A 24,458-nucleotide genomic window follows, 5' to 3' on the forward strand; every position below is an offset into this window, starting at 1 on the left:
ATTCCGGAAATCGGTGGAAAACGCCCCCGAAAGTTAATTTTCTCTTAATAAAACCACCGCGTCTGCAGACATAATCAGAACATCGAAAGAAGAAATAAACAGTGTGGGGGCACACAAAAGATTTCTTCGCTACCAGGTAGCATGAATCTACATGCGAACTTCGCATGCGTTTCCCCTCTCATCTGTGATCTTCGAAGTGCATGCGGTCTATGACCTCATAAAAAGAAGCTATTTGAAAGGATGGTAAGTAAAAGGTTAATGGCAACTACCCGGCAAGGATAAGCCATACGATCGGAGGGCACCGAAACTGCCACCAGATCAACAAAGCAAAGGGCAGCGAAGGCGGAAAAGCTGCTCTTCGACAGTGCACGTGAGGGAGAGGCATAACACTCCCTCTGATGGAGGCCATCATGCAGGTTCAAGACCTAGCCCGTTTGGATCATTGGGAGCGCGTAAAGGAAGAACTTCGAAGTGAACTTGGGGAAGACGCTTTCTCCAACTGGTTCGGAAGAGTGAAACACGAGGAGACCACAGGCGATGCAGTGCGGCTGTCGGTTCCAACCCGTTTCCTGAAGAACTGGATCGAAAGCAATTACGGGAAGAAGCTCGTCGGACTATGGAAACGCGAGCAGAACGAAATCACCCGGATCGAGTTCACGGTACGCAGCGCTCTGAGGCCACGGAACATCCAGCAAACGCAACCTCCCAAGGCAATCACCGCTCGCCGGATCAGCGGTAGAACTTCTGTCGATGACAATGTTTCAAGCCTGCAGGAAGAAATCGGCTTGCAGCCCGGCAATTCAGCCTTCCCCTGCCTTGCCGATACGGGCGATGAAGCAGCCATGGCCTTTTTGAACGGCGCACCACTCAACCCAAGACTGACCTTCGGCACCTTTGCCGAGGGGCCATCGAACAGTCACGCTTGCGCCGCTGTACGCCAAATGGCCGTCGGCCGTGAAAGTGCACCAGAGCTTCTTTACATTCATGCTTCCACCGGCACCGGCAAGACACACTTACTGCAGGCGACTGCCGCTGAGGCACGCAAGACGGGACGGCATGTCGCCTACCTGTCAGCCGAGTTCTTCATGTACCACCTGGTGCCGGCCCTGCGCACACCGGCCTATCCGGTTCTGCGCCAGGCCATGAAGTCGATCGACCTGCTGCTCATTGACGATCTGCAATTTCTGCATGGCAAGCAGGACCAGGAAGAGTTCAGCAAAACACTTGACGTGCTGATGGAAGCTCCCTCTCAGGTCATCATGGTTGCGGACCGGGCGCCGGAGATACTCGATACGCTGCCATCGCGCTTGCGGCACCGCATTCAGTCCGGCGTCATTTCCGGCATTCATCCTGCCGACTATGCCTTGAGATACGACATCCTGACGAAGTGTGTCGCCTCGGCGCGCCAGGTACACCTCACTGCTTCGATACCGGACAATGTCCTTGATTACATCGCGCGTCACGTCATCTCCTCGGTGCGTGATCTGGAAGGCGCTCTGAACCGTCTCTACGCCCACAACCAGCTGACCAAACAACCGGTTACACTGGACCTTGCCGAGAAGACATTGCATGACCTGGTCCGGATCGGCGAACCTCGCACCATCAAGGTGGAGGAAATTCAACAGGTCGTCTGCAAGCATTTCTGCGTGACCAAGGCTGACCTTCTGTCCTCCTGTCGGGCTCGCACACTGGTGCGTCCACGCCAGATCGCAATGTACATTGCCAAGGTGATCACCGGACGTTCCCTCCCGGAAATCGGGCGACGGTTCGGCAATCGCGACCACACGACCGTCTTGCACGCCGTTCGCAAGATCGAAAACCTGCTGACAAAGGACAATGCGCTTGCGCAGGAAGTGGAGTTGCTGAAGCGCCTGGTTCACGCCTGACCAGCTTTTGACAGCCCTCGAGGGGCATGTGGCAGCCGAACACCGCCACATGCCGGACAAAACCAACGGATTTATCTCACCTCCCTCAACTTGAAGCCGCAAATGCGGCTTTTCTTTTGTCTGCGTTGACAAGGTCAGTGTGGGTCTCTATGCCTGACGGCGGTTTGAGGGAGCCGGCCGCCCGCAGGCGAAAGCCCAGGTGAATCCCCTCCGGCAGACAGCAGTCGCCGTGATTGGCAGACCTTCGCAAGCATGTGCAGGCGAATGGCAACGCGGGCCCCATTCATGATTGCCTGTCTTTCTTGAAAAGGTGCCTCCATGACACTCGCAAACATCGCCGAACTAAAAATCCAGGCAAAACGACTACGAACCGCGTTGGCGGAAAACGGCCAATCCCTCTCTCATGCCCAGGCGCTGGAGCTGGTTTCGAAACAACATGGTTTCAGAGACTGGAACACCGCCTGCGCCTCTGCACGGAACAGCTCCGCAAGGCCATTCGCTGTGGGAGACCGGGTTTCGGGAACCTACATGCGACAGGCGTTCGCAGGAGAAATACGGGGGCTCTCCAAGGTTGGCCAACATGATCACATCCGCGTCGACGTGCAGTTCGATCAACCGGTCGATGTCGTGACATTCGACAGTTTTTCATCCTTCCGGAGCCGGGTGAGTTGCATTGTCGATGAAGACGGCATTGCCGTGGAGAAAACCTCCAACGGTGAGCCCTATCTGAGGATGAAGGTCGCGGCAACCGATCCTAAACATCGGTGACCAACCATCTTCGGACGGGACGGAGGTGGTTTACGCACCGACCGGAAAATGCTCAAGCTCCTGTAAATCAGTACAAGCCATGGCATACTCGATGTAATTGAGCGTTGGTGCGATGAGCCGGATCTTTCACCAATCGAGGCTTCGGACCAGCCGGAACATCGAGGATCTCGCAAGAGATCTCCGGTGCTGGAGAACCGAGCATGACCGGGAATGAGTTCGTTGCAGTAAAGCGGATGAAGTTTCAGCAACTTCGGGCATTTCTGCTTTTACTGCTCATCTTGTCTGCGTCCGCAGCGAACGCTTCGGTCATGCCCGGTGGCAACAGTGGCTGGCTCGTCGTGGCCAGCCGCCCCGATGCCGGTGCGGCAATCCAGGTTGCGCGCGGATTTGCCGGACGTTTTCCGCAAGCGACGGTTTTCCAATCGAACAACGGATGGTTTGCCGTCACGCTCGGCTGGATGACGCAGCCTGCGGGCAATACCCTTAAAAGCAGGCTTATTGGAACGGGTGCCATTCCGGGCGACAGCTACTTTCACAACGGTCAGCGCTTTCAGTTCGTTGTCTGGTCGGCAACAGGCGTTACGGGCGGGCCCTCTCCGTCCCTTTTCGCCGCAACACGTCTTTCGGGAGGATCTCCTCCGGCCACACCCTCACCTTCCTTGTCCGGACAGGCATATGTCACAGGGCTCGATCCGCGGGGCGACAATTTCCTTTCCTTGAGAACCGGCCCGGGCACCCGCTACCAGGAGATTGCCCGTCTTCGCGAAAACACCCCTTTGACGATCCTCGGAAGAAGCGGATCGTGGCTTAATGTAGCCCTGCAGAATGGTCGATCCGGATGGGCTTACAGCAAATACATCGCAACAGCGCCCAACTATCCTTCCGCCTCAACTCCGCAAACGCCTTCAGTCGCAGCCCCTGCCTCCCCGGCCCCGGTTCGGGCAATCTCGCCACCCCGACAGGGTATGGTCGGCGATCTGAGCAACAGCGGCGACACGTACCTGTCCCTGCGTTCCGGCGCAGGCACTGGTTCTCCGGAGATTGCCCGTCTTCTTGAAGGAACCCGAGTCGAGATGCTCGCGCAACAGGGCGCGTGGTTCGAGATTGAGCTTCGCAATGGCATGCGCGGTTGGGCCTACGGGCGTCACATTGATGCGGCGAAACATCAGTCGGCAACGGCCGAAGTGCCGACAATCGGGCCTGACACAAGCCCTTCACCAGACGCAGGAAACGAAGCAACAGCATCTGCCCCCGCGACAAGTCCCAAACTGCCGGATCTTTCCACACTCCCGGAAGGAAAGCGTGTTGCGCTGATCCTCGGCAACTCCGCTTATGTGCACGCTCCGCCTCTTCCCAATCCGAAGAACGATGCGACCGGCCTGACCGTGTCACTGGAGCGCCTCGGGTTCACCGTGATACTCGGACTCGACCAAAGCAAACCTGCGATGGAAAGCACCATCCGTTCCTTTGTTCGAACAATCCGGGATGCCGATGTCGCCCTGTTCTTTTATGCCGGGCATGCGATGCAGATGGGCGGGAAGAATTTCCTGATCCCGATCGACGCCAAGCTTGAAGATTCCACCGCTGTCGATTTCGAGACGATCGAACTGGGAACGATCCTTGACTACATGAATGCACCCGGCCGCCTTTCCATAGCGCTTCTGGATGCCTGTCGGGACAATCCGCTGTCACGACGCTTTTCCCGGACGCTCGCCACCAGCCGCAGTTCCTTTATAAAACGCGGACTGGCAGCCCCCGAGGCCGGCGGCGGCAACATCCTGATCGGTTTTGCCACCGCCCCAGGCGATGTCGCGCTCGATGGCGACGGCAGAAACAGTCCTTTCACGACCGCACTGCTGAAACACATCGAAACTCCGGGTCTGGAGATCGAACTGATGATGAAGCGCGTAAAGGCGGACGTTTATGCATCTACCAACGGTTCTCAGTCGCCCTGGCACAATTCCGCTCTTCGGCGAGAATTCTATTTTCTGAAATAGACCTGCTTTCGGAACCAAGGCCTTAGCGCAATTGCGCCATCACCAGGTGGCCGGGCACCGGGTCGCCTTCTTCCAGTCTGACGGTGATTGGATCCATGGCCAGGATCTCAAAACCGGCATCGTCCAGCGATGACCTGATGTAGCTTTCAGCCTGTGCGAACCGGCTCTTGGGGCCAACCATGTAGTTCCTGCCCTGCAACGCATCCGCTGGAAGCGTTTCGGTTGAAAAAGCCAGGTACCCTTTGGGAGCGAGTCGGTCCACCGCCCCTTGAAGGAATGGCTCCACCGATCCGAGATACGGAAAGACGTCCGTTGCCGCGATCAGATCCCATGTGGGACGTGAACCGTCTTCTTCTTCGAATTCCTGAAGGAATTCGACAGCTTCTCCGACATAGAGATCCTCATAAACTTCCCGATCGTAGGCGAGTTCGACAATGCGTTCGGAAAGATCAATACCTGTCCGATGCGTGGTGCAATCGGCAAGCGCCATACCTGTCAGACCAGTACCGCAGCCAAGGTCGAGTAGCCGTTCAAACGGACCGATTCCGAGGCGCTGGATCAATTCGCGCAGCAACAAAGGAACGCAATATCCCAGTTCATCAACGAGGATCTCGTCAAAGACATCGGCATGCTGGTCGAACAGTGTCGCTACATAGGCGTCCGGCATCTTGTCCGGAGCATTCTCCGCGCCAATCGCAGCAAGGCGAATGCTGGCACCGCCTGAATCCTCCGGGTCGAGCTCCAGAACTTCGCGAAAAGCCTTTTCGGCACCAGTCAAGTCGCCGGACTTCTGCAAGGCAAGGCCGCGATTATAGGCCTCGGCCAGTGCCTCGTTCTCAGGTTCGCCTTCAAGTTCGGCAGGAGATGTATCGTCTTTGCTCATGGTCGCCTCCCCTACACCGGCAGGACTTCATTTGCACGGCAAAACTGAAGCTGTCTCAGAACAAATCCAGCTGGCTGTCATCAGGGCTGCATCTTTTGCCTGACCCCGGGGATTGTTCTGACGGCGTCGCAAGAACCAGCTCTTCCGGTTCTGCCGCACGCTGAATATCTTCATCGTCATTGACCACCTTGTTCACACGATTTGTGATGGGGGTCGCCACCAGGAAGTCGTCTTCGATCGGCCGCAGCATTTTTTTGGCCTCACGCGTATCGACATTGGCAGTGTCGAGCCAGGTCTCAAAAGACTCAGGCTTCAGGATCACGGGCATCCGGTGATGGATGTTCGACATCATCCGGTTGGACTGAATTGTCAGAATGGCGCCGGTGTCCATATCGCCTCCGTCGGGGTCCGACCACGTATCCCAAAGGCCTGCAAAAGCCATGATGTCGCCATCTGCCGGCCTGATCCAGTAGGGCTGCTTTCCCTCAGGCGTCCGGCGCCATTCGTAAAACCCGGAGGCCGGGATCAGGCAGCGATGATGCCTCATGGCTGCGCGAAAGGAAGGTTTTTCAACTGCTGTTTCGGCCCTGGCGTTGACCAGCAGGGAAAAACTCGCCGGGTCTTTCACCCAGGATGGAATCAGCCCCCAGCGGACCAGGTGGAAGCGGCGCTTGCCATATTCATAACGCACTGTCGCAATCGGCTGTGTCGGGGCAATATTGAAGCGGGGCGGGAAATTCGGCTGGTCCGTGTAGCTGAAGAAATCCCGAACGGCATCAGGCGGTGTTGTAAGGGCCAGGCGACCACACATGTAGCTAACTCCGTTCCGGAACCTTTCAGCCTTCGATCGGTCAATCCACAAGTGCTGCAAAGTTAGGCAATTGGAAACAAAAAAGAAGTAGCTTAGTCCTCAAGGCAATAACAGGGGGCAGATATGGAATTTGTGGGTCCAGTTTTGGGCGCCGGAGATCTGGCAGCTGAAAGGCTGGAGCAGGCCAATATCAATCCCAATACCGGACTTGCGACCGATTACCTCAATCATTTCAACGAAGTGATGATGCTTCTCGAAATGCTTCCGGACATGCCCGATTGTGCGGAAGATGTGCTTGAATGGGAGCCCCTGGACTATGAGGGGCACTTTGAGAATTCGACTTTCAAGGACAAGCAGCTGGCCATTCAGGCCTATTTCGCTGCACCATCACACCTGCGTGAACACCTGGAAGCTCAAGTCGCCGAAATCAACGCGCTGGTCGGTCAGATCCAGGATCAGCTGCGCCAGGCTTCCGACCCTGCGGCGATCGCCGCAGAAGTCGCTGACAAGGCAACGCATGACATCAAGCCACTGATCGCGGTTGCCGGAGCTGTCATTCACGGTCATGTTGAGCCTGAAGCAACCCAACATGAAGGCGACGGCGCACAGGCGGAAATCGACGCTCTGTTCGCCTAGGGTCCTCACCTTCAGGTAAAGAGCGCATGTCACGGTTTTATCCAGCAGTCCCGCGCGTCGGCGTCAGCGTTTTGTGTCACCGAGATGGCCATGCGCTGATGGTCAAGCGCAGCAAACCGCCTTTCAAGGACCATTGGAGCCTGCCTGGGGGAGTGGTTGAACTTGGTGAAACCCTGATCGAAGCAGCAGAACGTGAACTTCTGGAAGAAACCGGCGTCACAGCTTCACTCGCCGCCCCTGTGGAGACCTTCGATTCCATTCAGCGCGACGAAGACGACAAGGTTGTCACGCATTTCGTTCTGACGATTTTTTCCGGCGAATATGTTTCCGGCGAAGCCATCGCCGGTGACGACGCAGCTGCGATCGAATGGGTTCACCCGGATGAGACTGACAACCGGCCAACGACGCCCGGAACACCGGAGCGCATCCGCCGTCATCTGCCTTGACGGTCTCACTGCAAACCGGTTCACACAGGTTTGCAGTACTGTGATTCCCAATTGCACTCATTGTCGAGGACCATAAAGCCAGATCTGACAGGTCTGGAGACTTGACATGTGGCAGGCAAATTGGGTTTTCAAAGCATCATTCATCAAACTGCTGCTGGCCGGTCTTCTTACGATCCTTGTCTCGACTGCGGTTCTGGCCAACCCGGACCAATGGCGGCGCGCCGGCTTTACGACGGACTTTTCCAAGGCGACCGTCAACCTTGACACGATTTTCTCCGGTGGCCCGCCAAAGGACGGCATTCCCTCAATAGACGATCCGAGGTTCGAAAAAGCGCGTGACATTTCGTGGCTGGGGGACCGGGAACCGGTGATCCGGCTAGAACTGGACGAAACCATCAAGGCCTATCCGCTTCAGATCCTGATCTGGCATGAAATCGTCAATGACCACATCGGCTCCATACCGGTTTCGGTGACCTACTGCCCCTTGTGCAATTCCTCCATCGTCTTCGACAGACGCCTCGACAACGACGTTCTCGACTTCGGAACGACCGGCCTTCTCAGAAATTCGGACCTCGTGATGTATGACCGGCAAAGCGAGACCTGGTGGCAGCAATTTACCGGCAAGGGCATTGTCGGAAAACACTCAGGCCGGGATCTGAAGATGATCCCCTCCAGGGTGGTTGCGTTCAGCGAATTCCGGCGAGAACATCCCGATGCCGAAGTCCTGGCCCGGCCGGTGCCGCCCCGGCGCAATTACGGGCGCAATCCTTATGTCGGATATGACAGCCGGTCCGCCCCATACCCGCTTTATCAGGGAGAACTGCCGGACAACATCAATCCGATGGCGCGTGTCGTGGTGGTGCGAGACGATAGCCAGACCTTTGCCGCGACGCTGGAGCATATTCGAAACAAAGGCTCCGTCGCGTTGTCCGATGCCGTACAGCTGCGCTGGACTGGCGAACAGGCTTCCGTTCTTGACCGAAGCGAGACGGGAAGCGGACGGGCCGTCGGCTCCGTTGAAGCGATCAGAACCGGAAAGGCGGAAGAGGTTCTGCTTGTTCACGACGTCACTTTCGCATTCGTCGTACACGCCTTTCACCCTGATCTGCCAATTCTTGGGATCAAAGGACCATAGCGCTTGCGATAGGCGGACCTTATGCGCATGATCCGCTCATGAGGACCTTGCGCCTACAATTTGTCGTTTACCGGGTTGTGCTCACTGCCGCGACGGGGTTGTTGCTGCCCGGGCAAATCACGGCTGCGCAAGAGACCGGGATCGACGCACCTCCTTACGAACAGCAACTTATGCGACTGTCGGAAATTTTCGGTGCTCTGCATTTCCTTCGCCCGTTATGCAAAGAAAATGACACTCCGAGCTGGCGCGACCAGATGGAAGACTTTCTGGACGCCGAAACCATCGATGAAAACCGCCGGCGGCGTTTCATTGAACGTTTCAACCAGGGTTATCGTGGATTTTCAGTCGCTTACAGGGATTGTACGGATGCTGCCCGTATCGCAATGGGACAGTATCTGACCGAGGGCGAAACCATTATCAGCGACGTTACCAGCCGTTACGGCCGCTGAATTCAGCAAAAATCGTCGAATTGTTACGACTTGGTTAACCTTTTGAATCAAATTTGTGGGTGGCCGTTAAGTTTGCGTTCACGGTTACTTATCAGCGCGGTTAGCCGTGCTAGGATCAAATCATCAGATTCGGGGCAGGAACACGTTGGGGTTGTCTCCAGGCGTTCGGGAAGGACCGGTAAGGGAACGAATGATTAACGACGATTATGCTGAAGCGGCGATGGAAGCCGAATTTGCCGAAGACGAAGACATAAGGCGTGCCGCGCTCGGGTTCATTTCTGACGCGTGGGCCGAAGCAATCGCCAACGGTGTGGATGCGGACGCGGTCGCGCATGCGGCAATGTTCACCGCACTCGCCGACCTTGTAGCTGCATATGGCGAAGACGCAGTCGCCAAGCTGGCGGAAGGATTGCCGGATCGCATCCTGCAAGGTGATTACACCGTCAACCGCGTTCTGCAGTAAGCGCGGCAACATACGAAAATGAGGCCGGCCAGTCCGGCCTTTGTGATTCTGAAATCGGAAACTGTGAAAGGCGCCCGCATTCGCCCGTCGGGTTTGCAGTTTGCAATCGGTCAAATCCGCCTGTCAGATTCTGTCCACCGCCAGTTTCAGATAGATCAGAGCGCCAAAGGCGACCAGAATGAATCCGGCGATATGGTTCGCCCGGTCGAGCCACCTGTCGTCGATTCGTGCCCTGAAATGCGAGACGGTTGCCGAGACCATTATCCACCAGGAAGTCGCACCGGCAGAAACGCCTGCGATCATCATCAATGCGCCGGCATGTTCCCCGTGGGGCGGCCGAAATTCCCCAAGCCCACCAAATATGGCAGCGAATGCCAATATCGTACCGGGATTGGTGATTGCCAGGAAAAAAGCCGCGGTCACGTCCCCGATGTATCTGTACTCTTCACCATCGCCATTCTTTTCCAGATGCGGATGGGTATTCCAGATCTTGATACCGAACAGGATCAGCAGCGCACCGCCGACGATCTCAATCAGACTGAACTGATCTTCGATGAACGTTGTCACGGCGGAGACACTGAAGATCGCGGCAGTGGCGTAAATTGTATCGGCGAGAACCGCACCCAATCCAACCAGGACACCATGCCGAAAACCGCCACGAACTGCGTGTTGAATGGCCATCACATTGACCGGACCGACAGGTGCTGTGGTGAGAATGCCGATAAAGTACCCGATCAGCGCATATTCCAGAAATGTCACAGCCGGTCCTTTTCTGTCGAACCTCGGAATCGGTTTCGGAGCGATTGCGCCTTCGATAGCGGTCGAAAAGCATCGTGACAAGAATGGGAATTTCCTGACAGCGCGGTTCCAACTATCGCACGAATTGTTTAAGGAAGGTCCCCAAGGGGCACACGGGTGGAAAACCAGAAGGAAATCGCCATGGGACGGACATTTGCGGCGGCACTCCTGATCGCTTCATTCTCCTGCTCGGCCGGCTTTGCCAAAACAGTCATGACCGAAACAATTCCGGTCACCCCGACTGAGGAAACGCAGTCTGCTCCGATCCCTTCGGAGGAACTCTCCGTGCCGGCAAGCGGAGAGAACCAGCAAGCGCCCTCTCCTCCTGAAACGCAAGCAGGATCTGACGAGGACGGTGCTCCGCCGCAGGTTCTGTACAATACTTCGGTCCTGCCAAAGCCGGTTTCGCGCATGCACTCCCAGCTACGGGAGGCGGCCCTGCTCGGCGACATGGAGCGGTTGCGCATGGTGTTGGAAAGCAATGAGCTGCCACCTACTCTTTCGTTTGGCGAGATTGAGGATCCTATCGACTTTCTGAAGTCCAGTTCCGGTGATGGTGAAGGCTACGAAATCCTGGCTATCCTGGCCGACACCCTGGACGCGGGTTTCGTTCATGTAGATGCCGGAACACCACAGGAAATGTATGTCTGGCCCTACTTCGCCCGCTATCCGCTGGACAACCTAGCCCCCGACCAGAAAGTCGAAATGTTCCGCATCGTAACGGCAGGTGACTTCGCGGAGATGCAGGAATTTGGTGCCTGGACCTTCTACAGGGTCGGCATCGGGCCAGACGGAACGCTGCATTACTTTGTTGCTGGCGACTAAGGCCAGCAACTTCAGTTCTTATGCTGGAAGAATGTTAAAGGTTTGAAGAGCGCTGCACCAACCGGTTCTTCGCTCTTCAGACCTCGGTACCGCCTTGTTAGCGAACCCATCTGCGCGATAACTCGTCACGGTCGTCGTAAGACGCCTCGAAGATCGGAGCAGCCAGTGTCGCGCGGACATGCAACACGCCTTCGCCGTTGTTGCGGAAACCATGTTTGCTTCCGGCCGGGATCAGCACACTCTGATTTGCGCTTGCGTGGTAGGTTTCACCTCCGCACCAGATTTCCGCCGTGCCTTCCATCACCTCCAGAACCTCTTCGACCGCATGAAGATGCAGCGGCGCGCCCATGCCGGGATCGCAGAATTGATCGAAAATGCAGAGCTGATAGGCGCCGTTGACCGATGAGACCCGCATCTGGGTTCGCACGCCCGGGCGCCACTCTTCAAGCGGCTGAGAATTGTGATCAAACATCGTCATGGGCACTTTCCTTGTTCTGTAATGTGACCGACCAGTTTTCAGTAATCGTGCTGCCACTGCCGGCAAACAGTTTCGAAACCGGGCAGAAGCGTTTCAGGTTCGTCTTGGTCTCCTGAAGAGCTGCTTCAGTGCCCAGCGCCGAGAGGGTGATGTTCAATTCAACGTCCGGAAACGGCGTATCGATTTCTTCCTCAAGCATCACGCCTCTGCGGTCGAAACTTGCGTTCAATGCAAGGTCAAGTGACTGAATGTCGAGACCGGCAGCCGCTGCGCAGCGATGCAGGATGACGTTTGTACAGGCCAGCAACGCCGCACAAACCGTTTCCGTGGGCGACGCTCCCCGATTTGTGCCGCCGCGCTCCACCGGTTCGTCCATCACCGCAACCAGATCTCTCACCGAGACTTCGGTTCGCGCATGCGTCGGACAGCTTGCTTCCATGCGAACCGGGACGACTGTTTTTTGTCGAATTGCCATTCTGTTTTCCTTGTATCAAACCAGTCCCGCCCGACGCTGCCTGATAGCTGCCAGGGCAGACAGCGCGGCCATCGCCGAAGTGCGGGGATTGTCAGGCAGAGACGGGCTCTCAAGCCTGGTGGTGAACGTGCCGAAGTTTCCGACCACCCTCAATTCATGGCCGTTCTCGGTGACATCCGGATCGGCGATCAAAGTAATCTCGGTCCGGTCAAAACCAAGACCGGCAAGCGCGATGGCAGCTGCGACATTTGCGTTTTTTGGATAGAGCTGCGCAGCTTCCCGAGCCGGGCCTGAAAACAGTTCAACCGCCGCTTCACATGCGTCCAGGTCCACGGTCCGTTCCGCAGCACTTCCCCGCCATGCAGATGGTGGTTTGCGACTGGTCAGATGAACCTCTTGCAAGTCTGCTTCCTGAAGTGCCCGCAGTGCGTCCAGTCCGGCAATGGCGCCGGACAGAATTTCCAATTGAGCACCGCCCGCCAGCGCTGCGTCTTCAAGCCCCTTGAGGATATCGGCGTCACTCAATGCGCCTGCGGATAGAACCCCCAGCCTTATTCCTTTGCGCAGGACGTCAGCACCAAACATCTGCAAACCTTCATGACCTGCGCACTCAATAGCGAAGTCGAACCGAAGATGAGCCAGATCCTCAAGCCTGCAGGCAATCTTCAACCTCTGCCCGAATTGCGAGGCATAGTTTTCAACCCGGTTCGGGGGCACCAGCACGGCTGCGATTGTCACATCAGGATAATTGTTGGCTGCGGACAAGAGAAATTGTCCGATCGCCCCGCAACCGATCATCAGGACTGAAACGGGACGACGTGAAACACTCTCCCCCCGCAGGAAGGAAAGCACCTGATTGACATAGTCGCCGGGACGGGTAAGCGGAAGAAAATGCCCGCCCGCCGGCAGGAAGCGGCAGACCGCTCCCGGGATCAAGTCCGCCAATTGCCGCGACATGTGCTTTGGTACGACAAGATCGTCTTCAGCTCCCACAACCATGACCGGCTGCTTGATGTCGGCAATTTCGTCCGAGCAGTCGAAGGCCATCAGCGCATCCATGCGCTCAAGCAACGCTTGCCGATTGCTCGTCGCGACCGTCTTGCGTTCCCAGTCTTCCGCAGCAGCAGGATCGGCGGCAATCTGCTCAGGATTCAGAACCGAGAGGACTTGCGCCTTTGCATATGCGGCAAGCCCCATCTCCTCCAGGATCTGACGGCGCAAACGGAAGCTCTTGAGAAAGCCTGCATCCGGCGAGGCCCAGGTCGAGCTGAGTACCAGACGGGTGATCCTTTCGGGATGGGACAGAGCCATCTTCTGCGCCACCGCTCCGCCCAATGATTGGCCGATCACGCGACAAGTTTTGATGTTCAGATGGTCAAGCAGACTGAATGCGAGCTCTGCCAGTATTTCAACCGTGACCGGCTGCTCCAGGGGAAACGAGTTTCCGCTGCCGGGATGGTCGAACGAAATCACACGGAAGTCTTGCCTTAAACTTTCCGCAACCGCCGACCAGAATCCGAATTGTCCTCCAAGCCCCGGGATCAACAGAAGCGGTTCTCCGATTTCAGTGTCGGAAAAAGCGATCTCGCCGCCTTGAAAATCAAACTTCAGCATCGGTCCGTTCCCTGTCTGCAAAAACAGGCTAGCGCAATTTTTTCGATAGAAATATGATGAAGTCAGATGAAATATTACGAATAAATAATCACGAATAATCATGCAGATGACGGACTATCACCTCTTCAAAACAATCGCTGAGACAGGGAGTTTTGCGGCCGCAGCCGAGCTGATGGGCAAAACCCCTTCAGGACTGAGCCGCCGACTGACGCGCTTGGAGGATCGGCTCGGCCATCGCCTGCTTGAGCGTACAACACGCAGCCTTAAGCTGACAGTCAAAGGAGAAGCGTTCCTCGATCACTGCAACAGGCTTGTTGAAGCGATGGCCCGCGCCGACGCAGAGATAGCCTCTGCCGAAACCGAACTGGCCGGAACCTTAAAAATACGGATCATTGCAGCCTATGCAGCGCGAGGATTTCTTCCTGTCCTGAGCGCTTTTCAATCCCGCTTTCCGAGAATAACACCCTGGCTTTTGCCTGAAGGATCAGCTTTGCACAAAGAAGAAGCCGATCTTATCGTGTCATCGACGACCGCTTCCCCCGGATCCGGAGCCTGCGTTCTGGAAATGAACCCCTGGGTCATCTGTGCAGCACCTTCCTACCTTGAGCAACACGGCGTTCCTGAGACGCCACGAGACCTGTTGCGACATCGGTGCCTCGTTCTTGATCTTGCTGGAAAACCTCAACAGCAATGGATGTTTCGGAGCAACGAACAGACATTCGGTCTGGAGGTTCCTCCAGCAATGATTGCCTTTGGGGAGGCGATTCACGCGGCGGCGCGCGAAGGTCTCGGCGTTGCGAGACTGGCCTCTTTTCTCATTCGTGAGGATTTGGAGAATGGAAAGCTGGTTCCTTTGCTGACCGATTTTCTCGGTTCCAGCGGTCGTGCCATTTGCGTTTCCCCTACCGAGAATTCCGCACATTTTGCCAAGGTGCGCGCGTTCCTGGAGTTTGCCGCCAGCTTCGATCTGAACAAAACCGGCAGGAGTAGCTCCCGAACCTAGAGGACCATCTCAACCAGCGTCTGCCACAACTCAAAACTGCTACGCCGTGTGATCAATCCCCTTGCCCACGCATTCCCGATTGGTAGCGTTGGAAAACTTCGACTCAATTTCAATAGGCCGGATCTCAATGAACATCGATTTCGAAAAAATAGACGCCGCCCGTCAGGTGCGCGGCTTTTTGCCCATTTCCCGAATGATGGCCCTACTGGACGGCAATCTGGTCCTGGACCCCTTCTCAACCCTGATATCCGCCGGTGTGAGTTTCGGAAAGGACAATGTTCTTTATCCAGGTGTCACTCTCCTGGCATCGAAGGAAACGACCATTTCGCTGGGGAATGCCAACATCCTGCATTCCGGAACACTCGTCTCTGCGTCCCACGGCTGCGTTACGATTGGAGATCACAATCAGTTCGGTGAAGGCGGTTTCACTGCCAAGGCCAACAGGAATGGTGCGGAGATCCGAATTGGCAGTCATGGCCGCTATCTCAACAATCCGAGTGTTTTTGGCCAGACAGTATTGGGAGATGGAACCCAGATCCTCGGCAGCATTGCTGTCGACACTTGTACCCTACGCGACGGTGGTTCTCACGCTGAGCCGGATCCGGACCTTAGAGGAGGCCTTTTGAAAGGTCAGGGAACGGCCAGAAATCTGCTCGTGCCGATGGGACATGTCATCGCCGCTCAGGGATCGTTTCTGGAAGAAGACATTCTTCCCCAAAGGCACTTCCATCCCAAAAAGGAACAAAACCGGGACTGACAGTTGAGCTAACCGCAAATCACGGATGGGATCCGTTCCAGCACTCGAGACAGCGGCAAGTGTCAGCCTCAAATATCAACGGTTTTCAGTTAGCATCTCTACGGATCAGTAATGACTTTAACGATCCGTTTACCATAATGGTATTGCCTTTATTTCAGGTTATCCGTTTAATTTCGTCGAATATTTATTCCCGCCGAACACCAACTTCCGCTTCACGCAAAGTTATCTCCGGCAGGAAAAATCAAGTGGCTCATGTGCTCCGATGAAAGGATGCGAATATGGCGCTGGATTTAAGCCGCCGCAGTTTTATTGCCGGAATTCCTTTGCTTCTGACGGCATGCCAAAGTCAGAAGACCTCAACACTTCAAGCGGGTCTCAATCCCCTTTCAGACGGCACACCGGATTACGCATTGGCCTACGCGCCAACTGTTGATGGCGGTTTTTCGCTGCCGGGGATCGAATACCAGAGCTTCGATCCGCAATACCTTCGCCAGACAGTCTATTATCCGACCAGCTACCCTGAAGGAACGATTGTCGTCGACCCGAACAACAAGTTTCTCTATCTGATCCGGCCCGGCGGCTATGCGATCCGGTACGGAATTGGCGTCGGGAGAGCCGGCTTTGCATGGAATGGCGAAGCCGTCATTCGGTACAAGAGAGAATGGCCGAAGTGGTTTCCGCCGGATGAAATGATCGAGCGGGACCCCAGCCTCGAAAGATATAGAAACGGCCAGGAGGGCGGCCCGGACAACCCCATCGGTGCCAGAGGCCTGTATTTGTGGCAAGGCAACAAGGACACACTTTACCGCATTCACAGCACCAACCAGCCAAGCAGCATCGGAACCAACGCCTCCAGCGGATGCATCCGCATGTGGCACCAGGACATCATCGATCTTTACGAACGGGTGAATGTCGGCGCCAACGTGGTCGTTCTGGCCTGAGGGCTCTAACTGGCGCGTGGCCGGCGAGAAAGTGGTTTGTTTTGGGCCGTACCAACATCTCCTGAATGGCTGCACCCGGAAGAGCATTACTGCCCCACGGGGCGACCCGAATAAGCGCAATTGGCACGCAGGCATTCCATGATCATGCCGCTTAAAAGAAAGATCCATCAAATTGCACCCGAGCTACAATTCTGGGGCTACGAAGGCGGAAACATACTGGCTGCCATCGCCGGGACCGGCGGATTTTTGTCGCTCTACAACGGATTGCGCTCTCTTGGAGGCAAGGCCGAGCAAGACCCGCTAGACGGCGTTGAAACCGCACTTACCAACTATCCCGATATCCTGGTCACGGTCGGACTGGCAGTCATCGTGCTGGTCACCATCCTGTTCGACCACATCACAAGCGGCAGCACCGGGCAGAAGTTGAAAATCTGGATTGACCGGACGGCATCCATTATCGGTATCTGTCTTGTCGGTGCGGCATTCTACTACGGAGCCAGCTGGATAACGTTCAGTGCCGTCAGTTTCGTTTCCGCATCGGCCCTATTGCGCCTGTGTCGCACCAGTCCGGTTTTCCTGAAACTTGGCGGACTTATGCTCGCAGCCGGCGGAATTGGCCTTGCAGGATATGGCGTGAGCACTCTTCTGGGGACCGAGCTCTCTCTCTTGCCCGGCTTGACCATATTTACCGGCATCTATGTGTTTTTTGCCAGCCTGATGACCTATCAGGGCGGTATTTTCGAGTGCAACGCGTTCCCGCAGAACTCTCGCCCGGAAAAGACCCGGGCCGGTCCGTTTCACCCCGGCAGCCGGATCGGACGCCTGCTTGAACGCAGACTGGATCAACCGGTCACTATTGTCGTAGCCAAAGTCGCTATGCCGTCGGTGTTCTGGGTGCCAAAGAATGTCAAAGCCAATGCCCCGTTTCTCACCTCAATGTGGACCAGACTGCCATGGAGACTGTTGACCGGGATCGCCGCAATCGCGACCGGCACAATGGTCGGAATTCTGTTCGGCATTGCCAATGTGCTCTGGGCGGTCGGCGATATTGCCATCGGTTCCCTGGACTGGGACGTTTCGGACGAAAAAGGGAGGACGACGAGAGCGGCGGCGCCGGTCGAATAGATTACCGGCATATGAAGTTCAGAGCGTCGCGCCCAGGCGTGTTCCAGGCGACGTTTATTTTGAATTTGTTTGATCGCACGCGTTCGCCTTACGGCATTTTCGCATTTCAGCTTCTGGGTCGCTCGGCCGTCCGCGGTTTGCGGAACGATCAGGCGGCAATTCCTGCATGTCGCTGATTTAGCGCACCAAAATCTGGAAATCGGGCAATTCTGACCAAGCCTCGGTTGAAACAGAAGGTAACTTGGCCGATCTTGGGTTGAATTTGAATTCATAGGTTGTGGTCAGCAAAGCTGATCGTGGAGGTGACTTTGCAATCTGGCTTGCCCTGGCCCAAGGCCTTTGCGAATTTGTTGCCTTTGGTACAGCAGAAACTCGGCGCCGAGGGGACAATTTGCCTGAGCCGGGAACTGCGCGGAGGCAAATCCGGCGCGCAAGTCTATGTGGCCGATGTCCATTGCCGGAGTTACACCGGTCAGGTGATCCTGAAATTTGACCAAACCAGATATCTAACACAGGAAGACCAGAGCGAATCCAACCTGCTGATGCAAGCAATCAGTGACGCACCTGACTTTGCGAAGCAACACCTGCCAAGACTGCTTTTCGCGGTCCGCTCCGGCAACCAGTTTGCCATTCTCTCGACCATTGCCGGGCGCGGATTGGAATATGCAGATCCCTGGCCCGACGTGACTTTCGAACGGCAACTGTCCGTGACCAGGCAACTTGCCAGGGAACTCTTCACAGTATGGAACCAGGATTACAAATTGAGCAGTGGCATGCATTTGCCTCAGGAGCTGCTCGCATCCTGGCTCGGGCACAGACTAGATCCATCCGAGGGTGGACGCATTCACGATTTCCTGTCAGATGAATGCAATCTTGACCTGTCGGCTCCCAGCATCACATTCGAAGGCCACTGGTACCCCAACCCGCTTGCGTTCGCAGAGGGAGCGTTAGAGCTGCCGGACAGATTGCAGATCCGCGCGGTGACAGGGCGTTGTCACGGCGACCTGCATGGACTGAACCTATTGGTTGGACACGCCAACCGACAGGATCCGGAATATTTCCTCATAGATCTTGCAGACTATCAGAGCGAACAGTTTCTATTCTTCGATCACGCGTATTTCGAAGTTGCCTATCTTTTGACGTCGCGAAGCAATCCCGATGCTGTTTATTGGGAGACAATTCTCGAAAAACTGCGTCGCCGTCACACTCTGGGACCCAGCCACGGCTTACGAGCGGACGATCTCGGCCTCATGCAGATTGTCTATACGCTTCGAAACGAAACCAATGGTTGGATCGAGGAGCAGGAACGGGACCGGCTTTCCTACATGGAAAGCCAATATCTGCTGGCCAGGGTCGCGGCCGGGTTGAGTTTCACGCACAAAAAGATCGACGACCGAATGCGGCGCCTCGCCTTCCTTTATGCCGCGGCAAACCTGAAGGACTATCTTGAACTAAATCGCCTGGACTGGCCGAAAAATGGCCCTTCGTTTTCCGTTTCGCCCGAGCAGGTGCGCGTCAAAGTCGAACCGGAAATTGAGACTACGCTCGCGCAAACACGGCTGCCCGCACATCGGGCCCGGAGCACCGTCCAGAACCGAAACACACCCCTATCCCTGTCAGAACGACAGGCGAATGATCGAAACACCTTAGGATCGTTTTTTGCGGAACTGAGACGGCGCCAAGTCATCAAAGCAGCGGCCGGATACATTGTTGTCGCCTGGTTGTGCCTGCAAGTCGCCATCGTTTTGCAGAGTTCGCTCAAACTGCCCGAATGGACAGACAGTCTGGTCGCAACATTGCTCGCGCTGGGGTTTCCCATGGCCTGTATTCTCGCCTGGGCTTACGAGTTGAGCCCATCCGGTCTGCAGAGGACGACGCCGGCAAGTGGTGCGGATACACGGTCTTCGAGGTTTGCCGTAACAAGCGACTATCTGTTGGGTATCGGGGTTCTGGCAATCTTGCTTTTTTCCGTGGCGAACCCGATTTACAAGCGATTTTCGCCGGCGGTGACACAGACGCCAAACGGGAGTGTTCAAAAATCGATCGCAGTCCTTCCCTTCAAGAACCTCAGCGCGAGCGATGAAAAAGACAGTTTCAGCGACGGCCTCACGATCGAGATCATCAGCACTCTGGCCAGAACCGGGAAATTTCGTGTTCCAGGACAGAGTTCCTCGTTCAGTTACAAGGCGAAGGACGAAGACCTGCGTGTCATCGGCAAAACCCTTGGAGTTGAATACATTCTGGAGGGAAGCGTCCGCCAGACCCAGGACGATTTTCGAATTGAAGCCCAACTTGTTCAGGCTGATGACGGCTTCTTGATCTGGTCAAACGTATTTGACGAAGACCTTCAGGACATTTTTCAGGTTCAGGCGAAAATTGCTTCTGAAATCGGCCAGGCGCTGGAAGTTCCATTACAATTGAAGGCTTCTGATCAAAAGAAACATTCAGCTCCAGACCCCAAGGCGTATGAGCTTTACGTGCAAGCTATCGGCCTTTACGAGCAGCGGGGAAATGGGGTTGAAGAGGCGAGCCGCCTGCTGCGAGAAAGTGTTCGCATCGACACTGATTTTGCCGCTGCCTGGGCAGCACTTTCGCTTGTTTACAATTCCTTGCCTGCTTTCACGGAAAGCGAAGATGGCAACCCGGTCATCCCAGCCGCATCGTTTAGCCGGGCGCACGAGTTTGCCCTGAAAGCCTACGCTCTCGACCCGAGCCAACCCATCGTCCTACATGCGATGGGCAACGCCTATCGCAGGAACAGGCAGTGGATGCAGGCAGAAGACATGTATCGTACGGCCCTGGAAACCAGGCCAAACGCACATCACATCATGGAGGATTACAGCGAGTTGCTGTCCACTCTCGGGCGGCACGAACAGGCCGTCGCCATGGCGGAGTTTACGGTCAAACTGGATCCGCTCAATGCCCTTTACGAATACCGTCTTCTTGAATCCAGATGGGCCGCGGACGCAGGCGCGCAGAGTGCTGAAGACCTGATAGCATTTTTCGAAAAAGACACGCCTCTTCGTGAGGAATCGGCACGAGCCGTCATTGGATATCTTACCAAGACAAAACAGTCCGAGAGATTAACCGGGCTAATCGAAGAATGTGACACCTGCGACACTGACTGGAAGGAACAGGTGCTGGCGCTCATCGGATCGATCGGCGAGCAACCCGCAGAAGAGATCTACCTCACTTACAGAGACGAGACGTTTGTCGGATATGTGTTGCTGGACGCCATCGGCGGCACTGACCTTGTGCTAGAGGCCTATCAGTATTTTGCCCTGACTGCCAACCGCCCCACCGTGAACTACGCAGTGCCCTGGTCGGTCGTTGCCGAAGTGGGAAGGAACGCCAAGTTCAAGCACCTTGCTGAGCAAACTGGGGTCGTGGACTATTGGCGTGAAAGAGGCTGGCCGGAAAGCTGCAGGCCTCTTGAGGGCGATGACTTCGAGTGCACCTGAAACATAGAACCATACTCAAGGAACCACCCGAACGCTGATTGTCCGCGAACAGCCGTCCTGATCATCGCCCAGGACCGCTTCCGTTCTCTCCAACTGCAATTCCGCGTAGTCCGCATATCCGCGGTAAAGGTGGTGGAATTGCAGGCTGGAACCAGTGCGTTCAGCAAGCGTCTGCAGTTCCTGTTCCAGATCCGCGCGCGGCGTCACATGGAAGGAACCGAGCCAGGAAAAAAGCAGCTTGCGGAACCAGCCAGGCAACTTTCCCTGCTGACCGAAATCTACGACATGTATGCGCCCGTCTTCGGCGAGCCTCGTCGCACCGGCGCTCAGCGCCTCGCGCCATATCGGGATCATGGACAAGGTGTAGGAGTAAAACACGCGATCAAAGGATGGAACATCCAAGGCTTCCGTGGCCGCCGGGTTTGCCGCGTCCCCCTCAATCAACTGGACCTGATCGCTCAACCCGGCCCTGGCAATATTCCTTTCCGCGGTTTCCAGCATGTGCCGCGAAATATCCAGACCGTAAAACCTGGCATCAGGATACCGTCTGGCGGCAGCGATCAGGTTTCGACCTGTGCCGCATCCCAGTTCAAGCACAGTCCCGCCACGCGGCGGTTTGAGCTCCTCTATCAGATGATCCCGGCCCAGCAGATAGTATTTGCGCGTCAGGTCATAGACATGCCGTTGATGACGATAAACGGCATCCATCAACCGGGCAGTTTCAGCGGCCTCGCTCATATGCTTGTCCTGACTGCCTCAGCCGTTGAAGACATAGAGGTGGAAACCGCCATAGATGGATGAGCGGTCCTGACGACCAAGCTCCAGGCTTTCTTCCTCCTCATAAGTCCACCGGTCGAGGATTTGGTCTGCGACCCGACCCGGCAGAAGTGTCGGCTCGGCAGCCGTGCGGAAGATGACCCGCGCGCCCGGCCGGGCCGTCCTTGTGATCTCGCTCCACAACGCGTTCAGCTGATGATCCGTCATCCAGTCCTGCGCATCGAGCAGAACATACGCATCAAGAGTTTCGTCAGCGACACCTTGCAGATGTTCGGTGAAATTCCGGTTGAGCACCCTGACGCGACCCGCGCGTGCACGGATCTTCTCGAAATGAGTACGCTTGAGATAGGGCGGCAGAGGTCCGGATTCGCCTGTGGTTTCTGCGCTGGCCGGAGCATATCCACGTCCGAATGCCTGCCAGGCGAAATAGTTGTCCTGCATCGAAAAATCACAGGCAAGCTTCTCCAGCCGCTGGCGCAGAACTGCCGACATATCGCCTTCGGCATTTGCCGAAACAAGAGCATCATATTGCGCAGGCGGAATGCCAAGACCGTACAAGGACATCTTTTTGGATGTCGCCCAACGGACGAGGCGCTTGTCGAACAATGGTGCAAGCGCTGTGTTGAAGAACGACCGCTGCTCTTCCAGTGTCCTGGTCTTAACCATGTGCCTGGGGTCGATGCCGTAGAGGCGCGCCACCAGGTGCCCCATGCCGATGCAGTAGCCGAGTAGTCCATGGTGATAGAGATCGCGGGAGAACAACGTGATTCTTTTCCGGCCCCAGTTGGCAAGGTCTCTGCCCTCCCAGTAGGAGATCGTTTCCGCATCCAGATTGTCTTTAAGGAATCGATTGTAGGCGGCAACGTTGGCTTTCTCGTCCGCCTCACCGAAGAACCGGTAGAAAGTGTCGTAGTTGGGAAAATGTTGCGCCGCCGCCAGCTTGAGCCTGCCGAGCGCGACATGAGCCCGGTTCAGATCGACGGCGGTTATCTCCGCCGGGTTGGCGGTCAGGTAGGACATCACGTTGCAGCCACCGGAAGCGATGGTGATCATGCGGGATTCCGACGTCAGGCGCAGCGCCCGCATGTCGACATCCGGGTCTTCCCAGATCTGCGGATAGACAAGCCCCTTGAATGCAAAGGTGAACAAGCGCTCCAGAATGCCGTCCCTGGAAGCCGCTTCGGAACGGTGGACCGCATTCCTGAGCCGTTTTTTCGATGCTGTTAGCGTGCTCTGCGCCATCGTTTTCTCCCGAGTCACCCGCGCAATAAACTGCCTTCCGATACGTCAGAGACACGACAGTTTGGTGACGCCTGTGGAGATATTGCAGCCAGGCGAAAAACAAAAACCCCCGCCGAAGCGGGGGTGTTTCCATTCTTCACTTGTCGTCCAACCAGAAATTATCGAGTGATCACAACGAAGTCCGTCCCAAGGCCCGTGTTGCGCTTGAAACTGCGATCGGTGATCGTCAGCGACGTTCCCGGCGTCAGCATTCGTGAGAGCTCACGGGCAACCTTCTGCGGAATTTCGACGCGGTCCAGCAGGTCCCTGGAAGAGCTGCCTCGCTCACTTTCGGCAGACACCGCCATCCACTCGACGGAACCGTCACCCGGTTTGAAGTCCATTGCCGTAAAGACATGAGTACCGATTTCCTGATCGATATTCCTGACTGTTACCGGTGCAGAATAGATATCGTGGAATTTCCGGCGCACCCGCAAAATGGCGTTTTGCGGCTTTTCATACCCGGCATCGGCATGGATATGTGCGATGAGGCCGTCGGTAATACGTCCGGTCACGGGCAAGTCGGCGCCTTCCTGGTAAAGGCGGATGGCGGCACGGGTCTTGCGGCCAACGACACCGTCTACAGGGCCGGCATTATATCCCATCTGATTGAGAAGCCTTTGCATCACTCTCAGTCGGCTCGGCGGTTTTTGCGGGGTAATGATCATCCGCAGTGGCCGATCGAAGTGAGGATTCTCAGGTTGAGCCACCGGCAATGCTGTGGGCTGAATTGCGCCGCGCAAAGCCGCATTCGCGCCAACGGTATCACTGGAAAGGCTGGCAAGCTCCGTAACCGGAACATAAGGCTGCGGCAGCGCTTCATGCAGAACCGGAACGGGCTCTGCGGCCTCACGCGTCACAACGACATGCATTCCCCGTTCAGTCATGCTGTAGAGCGACTTTGCAAAGGGGCGCGGCAGGCGAATACACCCATGCGAGGCCGGATAACCTGGAAGCTTACCCACGTGAAGGGCAATGCCGGACCATGTGAGCCGCTGCATGAACGGCATCGGGGCATTGTCGTAGATGTTGGAGAAATGCTTGCGACGCTTCTCCAGAATCGAAAACACTCCTGTCGGAGTGCTGTAACCGCGCATGCCGGACGAAATCGGTGATGTCTCAATCAGATCGAGGCCACGATAAACCTTGATCTGCTGATCATCCAGCGAGACCAGCATGTGCAGCGGAGCTTCTTCTCGCGCCTCTTCAACCGCTTCCGGTGCGGCATCGGAACCGGCTGCACCGGATACCGAAGTCAAGGAAAACAGGGCGAGACCAGCCAGCCCTGCAAGAAGTCCCGCACGCTTATATTGATACTTAAATTCTTTTGTTGCCATCCCTGAGCTCCCCAACGCAAAACAATTAAAGCTCGTATTAAAATCTAATCGAGACCTGTGTAGATCGAGTTAGGAAACACGGTTACTTATTGGTTTCCCTTACTCTTTGGAC

The 24,458-nt window shown here is 56.0% G+C and carries 23 protein-coding genes; 14 read left to right on the forward strand and 9 right to left on the reverse strand.

From position 1 onward, the window contains the following. Positions 1-410 precede the first annotated feature (410 nt). The 3 genes from dnaA (at position 411) to ABLQ08_RS05210 (ending at position 4,651) form a co-directional block, all read left to right on the forward strand. The gene (gene dnaA / locus ABLQ08_RS05200) at positions 411-1,886 is read left to right on the forward strand and encodes a chromosomal replication initiator protein DnaA (RefSeq protein WP_352940055.1); all 1,476 of its coding nucleotides are present in this window, start codon (positions 411-413) and stop codon (positions 1,884-1,886) included. Between the two features lie 318 nt (positions 1,887-2,204). Next, on the forward strand, positions 2,205-2,654 hold the full coding sequence (locus tag ABLQ08_RS05205) for a glyoxalase superfamily protein (RefSeq protein ID WP_352940056.1): 450 nt from the start codon (positions 2,205-2,207) through the stop codon (positions 2,652-2,654). A 200-nt stretch (positions 2,655-2,854) separates the two neighbouring features. Beyond that, entirely contained in the window at positions 2,855-4,651 is a 1,797-nt protein-coding gene (locus ABLQ08_RS05210; RefSeq protein ID WP_352940057.1) for a caspase family protein, read from the forward strand. 22 nt (positions 4,652-4,673) lie between these two features. Here ABLQ08_RS05210 and ABLQ08_RS05215 read toward each other — a convergent pair whose 3' ends face one another. Further along, a complete protein-coding gene (locus tag ABLQ08_RS05215) occupies positions 4,674-5,534 on the reverse strand; it encodes a methyltransferase (RefSeq protein WP_352940058.1) in 861 nt (286 codons plus the stop codon). Between the two features lie 55 nt (positions 5,535-5,589). Beyond that, positions 5,590-6,345 (reverse strand): SOS response-associated peptidase, encoded by a 756-nt coding sequence (locus ABLQ08_RS05220; RefSeq protein ID WP_352940059.1) that lies wholly within the window; start codon positions 6,343-6,345, stop codon positions 5,590-5,592. Between the two features lie 123 nt (positions 6,346-6,468). On the opposite strand from ABLQ08_RS05220, the gene ABLQ08_RS05225 reads away from it, so the two are divergent. The 5 genes from ABLQ08_RS05225 (at position 6,469) to ABLQ08_RS05245 (ending at position 9,474) form a co-directional block, all read left to right on the forward strand. Continuing rightward, positions 6,469-6,981 carry a hypothetical protein gene (locus tag ABLQ08_RS05225; RefSeq protein ID WP_352940060.1) on the forward strand — a complete coding sequence of 171 codons (513 nt, stop codon included), beginning with the start codon at positions 6,469-6,471 and terminating at the stop codon, positions 6,979-6,981. 26 nt (positions 6,982-7,007) lie between these two features. Continuing rightward, a complete protein-coding gene (locus ABLQ08_RS05230; protein WP_352940061.1) occupies positions 7,008-7,427 on the forward strand; it encodes an NUDIX hydrolase in 420 nt (139 codons plus the stop codon). Between the two features lie 106 nt (positions 7,428-7,533). After that, complete coding sequence (locus ABLQ08_RS05235) at positions 7,534-8,562, forward strand: DUF3179 domain-containing protein (protein WP_352940062.1); 1,029 nt, start codon at positions 7,534-7,536, stop codon at positions 8,560-8,562. A 38-nt stretch (positions 8,563-8,600) separates the two neighbouring features. Next, on the forward strand, positions 8,601-9,011 hold the full coding sequence (locus tag ABLQ08_RS05240; protein WP_352940063.1) for a TIGR02301 family protein: 411 nt from the start codon (positions 8,601-8,603) through the stop codon (positions 9,009-9,011). Positions 9,012-9,201: 190 nt separating this feature from the next. Next, complete coding sequence (locus ABLQ08_RS05245) at positions 9,202-9,474, forward strand: hypothetical protein (protein WP_068407121.1); 273 nt, start codon at positions 9,202-9,204, stop codon at positions 9,472-9,474. Between the two features lie 123 nt (positions 9,475-9,597). On the opposite strand, the gene ABLQ08_RS05250 is transcribed toward ABLQ08_RS05245, so the two are convergent. Further along, on the reverse strand, positions 9,598-10,233 hold the full coding sequence (locus ABLQ08_RS05250) for a LysE family translocator (RefSeq protein WP_352940064.1): 636 nt from the start codon (positions 10,231-10,233) through the stop codon (positions 9,598-9,600). A 180-nt stretch (positions 10,234-10,413) separates the two neighbouring features. Between ABLQ08_RS05250 and ABLQ08_RS05255 the strand changes: the two genes are divergently transcribed. After that, positions 10,414-11,097 carry a hypothetical protein gene (locus tag ABLQ08_RS05255; protein ID WP_352940065.1) on the forward strand — a complete coding sequence of 228 codons (684 nt, stop codon included), beginning with the start codon at positions 10,414-10,416 and terminating at the stop codon, positions 11,095-11,097. A gap of 97 nt (positions 11,098-11,194) precedes the next feature. On the opposite strand, the gene ABLQ08_RS05260 is transcribed toward ABLQ08_RS05255, so the two are convergent. The 3 genes from ABLQ08_RS05260 to ABLQ08_RS05270 are packed head-to-tail and all read right to left on the reverse strand — an operon-like array spanning position 11,195 to position 13,664. Continuing rightward, positions 11,195-11,575, reverse strand: a complete 381-nt coding sequence (locus tag ABLQ08_RS05260) for a cupin domain-containing protein (protein WP_352940066.1) — start codon at positions 11,573-11,575, stop codon at positions 11,195-11,197. Then, complete coding sequence (locus ABLQ08_RS05265; RefSeq protein WP_352940067.1) at positions 11,562-12,050, reverse strand: OsmC family protein; 489 nt, start codon at positions 12,048-12,050, stop codon at positions 11,562-11,564. The genes ABLQ08_RS05260 and ABLQ08_RS05265 overlap by 14 nt, the downstream gene beginning before the upstream one ends. A gap of 15 nt (positions 12,051-12,065) precedes the next feature. After that, on the reverse strand, positions 12,066-13,664 hold the full coding sequence (locus ABLQ08_RS05270; protein WP_352940068.1) for an aspartate dehydrogenase: 1,599 nt from the start codon (positions 13,662-13,664) through the stop codon (positions 12,066-12,068). A gap of 100 nt (positions 13,665-13,764) precedes the next feature. Here ABLQ08_RS05270 and ABLQ08_RS05275 point away from each other — a divergent pair, with 100 nt between their 5' ends. The 5 genes from ABLQ08_RS05275 (at position 13,765) to ABLQ08_RS05295 (ending at position 20,951) form a co-directional block, all read left to right on the forward strand. Next, positions 13,765-14,667, forward strand: a complete 903-nt coding sequence (locus ABLQ08_RS05275; protein ID WP_352940069.1) for a LysR family transcriptional regulator — start codon at positions 13,765-13,767, stop codon at positions 14,665-14,667. A 127-nt stretch (positions 14,668-14,794) separates the two neighbouring features. Next, complete coding sequence (locus tag ABLQ08_RS05280) at positions 14,795-15,424, forward strand: AraC family transcriptional regulator (protein WP_352940070.1); 630 nt, start codon at positions 14,795-14,797, stop codon at positions 15,422-15,424. A 278-nt stretch (positions 15,425-15,702) separates the two neighbouring features. Continuing rightward, positions 15,703-16,365 carry a L,D-transpeptidase gene (locus ABLQ08_RS05285; protein WP_352940071.1) on the forward strand — a complete coding sequence of 221 codons (663 nt, stop codon included), beginning with the start codon at positions 15,703-15,705 and terminating at the stop codon, positions 16,363-16,365. A gap of 138 nt (positions 16,366-16,503) precedes the next feature. Further along, entirely contained in the window at positions 16,504-17,490 is a 987-nt protein-coding gene (locus ABLQ08_RS05290) for a hypothetical protein (RefSeq protein ID WP_352940072.1), read from the forward strand. A gap of 308 nt (positions 17,491-17,798) precedes the next feature. Next, the gene (locus tag ABLQ08_RS05295) at positions 17,799-20,951 is read left to right on the forward strand and encodes a tetratricopeptide repeat protein (protein ID WP_352940073.1); all 3,153 of its coding nucleotides are present in this window, start codon (positions 17,799-17,801) and stop codon (positions 20,949-20,951) included. Positions 20,952-20,966: 15 nt separating this feature from the next. Here the strand turns inward: ABLQ08_RS05295 and ABLQ08_RS05300 are convergent, their stop codons facing one another. The 3 genes from ABLQ08_RS05300 to ABLQ08_RS05310 all read right to left on the reverse strand — a co-directional run bounded on the left by ABLQ08_RS05300 (position 20,967) and on the right by ABLQ08_RS05310 (position 24,346). Beyond that, entirely contained in the window at positions 20,967-21,689 is a 723-nt protein-coding gene (locus tag ABLQ08_RS05300) for a class I SAM-dependent methyltransferase (protein WP_352940074.1), read from the reverse strand. 18 nt (positions 21,690-21,707) lie between these two features. Beyond that, positions 21,708-22,970 (reverse strand): DUF3419 family protein, encoded by a 1,263-nt coding sequence (locus ABLQ08_RS05305; RefSeq protein WP_352940075.1) that lies wholly within the window; start codon positions 22,968-22,970, stop codon positions 21,708-21,710. A 158-nt stretch (positions 22,971-23,128) separates the two neighbouring features. After that, positions 23,129-24,346 (reverse strand): L,D-transpeptidase, encoded by a 1,218-nt coding sequence (locus tag ABLQ08_RS05310; RefSeq protein ID WP_352940076.1) that lies wholly within the window; start codon positions 24,344-24,346, stop codon positions 23,129-23,131. Between the last annotated feature and the right edge of the window lie 112 nt (positions 24,347-24,458).

Source organism: Roseibium sp. SCP14 (genome assembly GCF_040329475.1).
Classification (GTDB): Bacteria; Pseudomonadota; Alphaproteobacteria; order Rhizobiales; family Stappiaceae; genus Roseibium.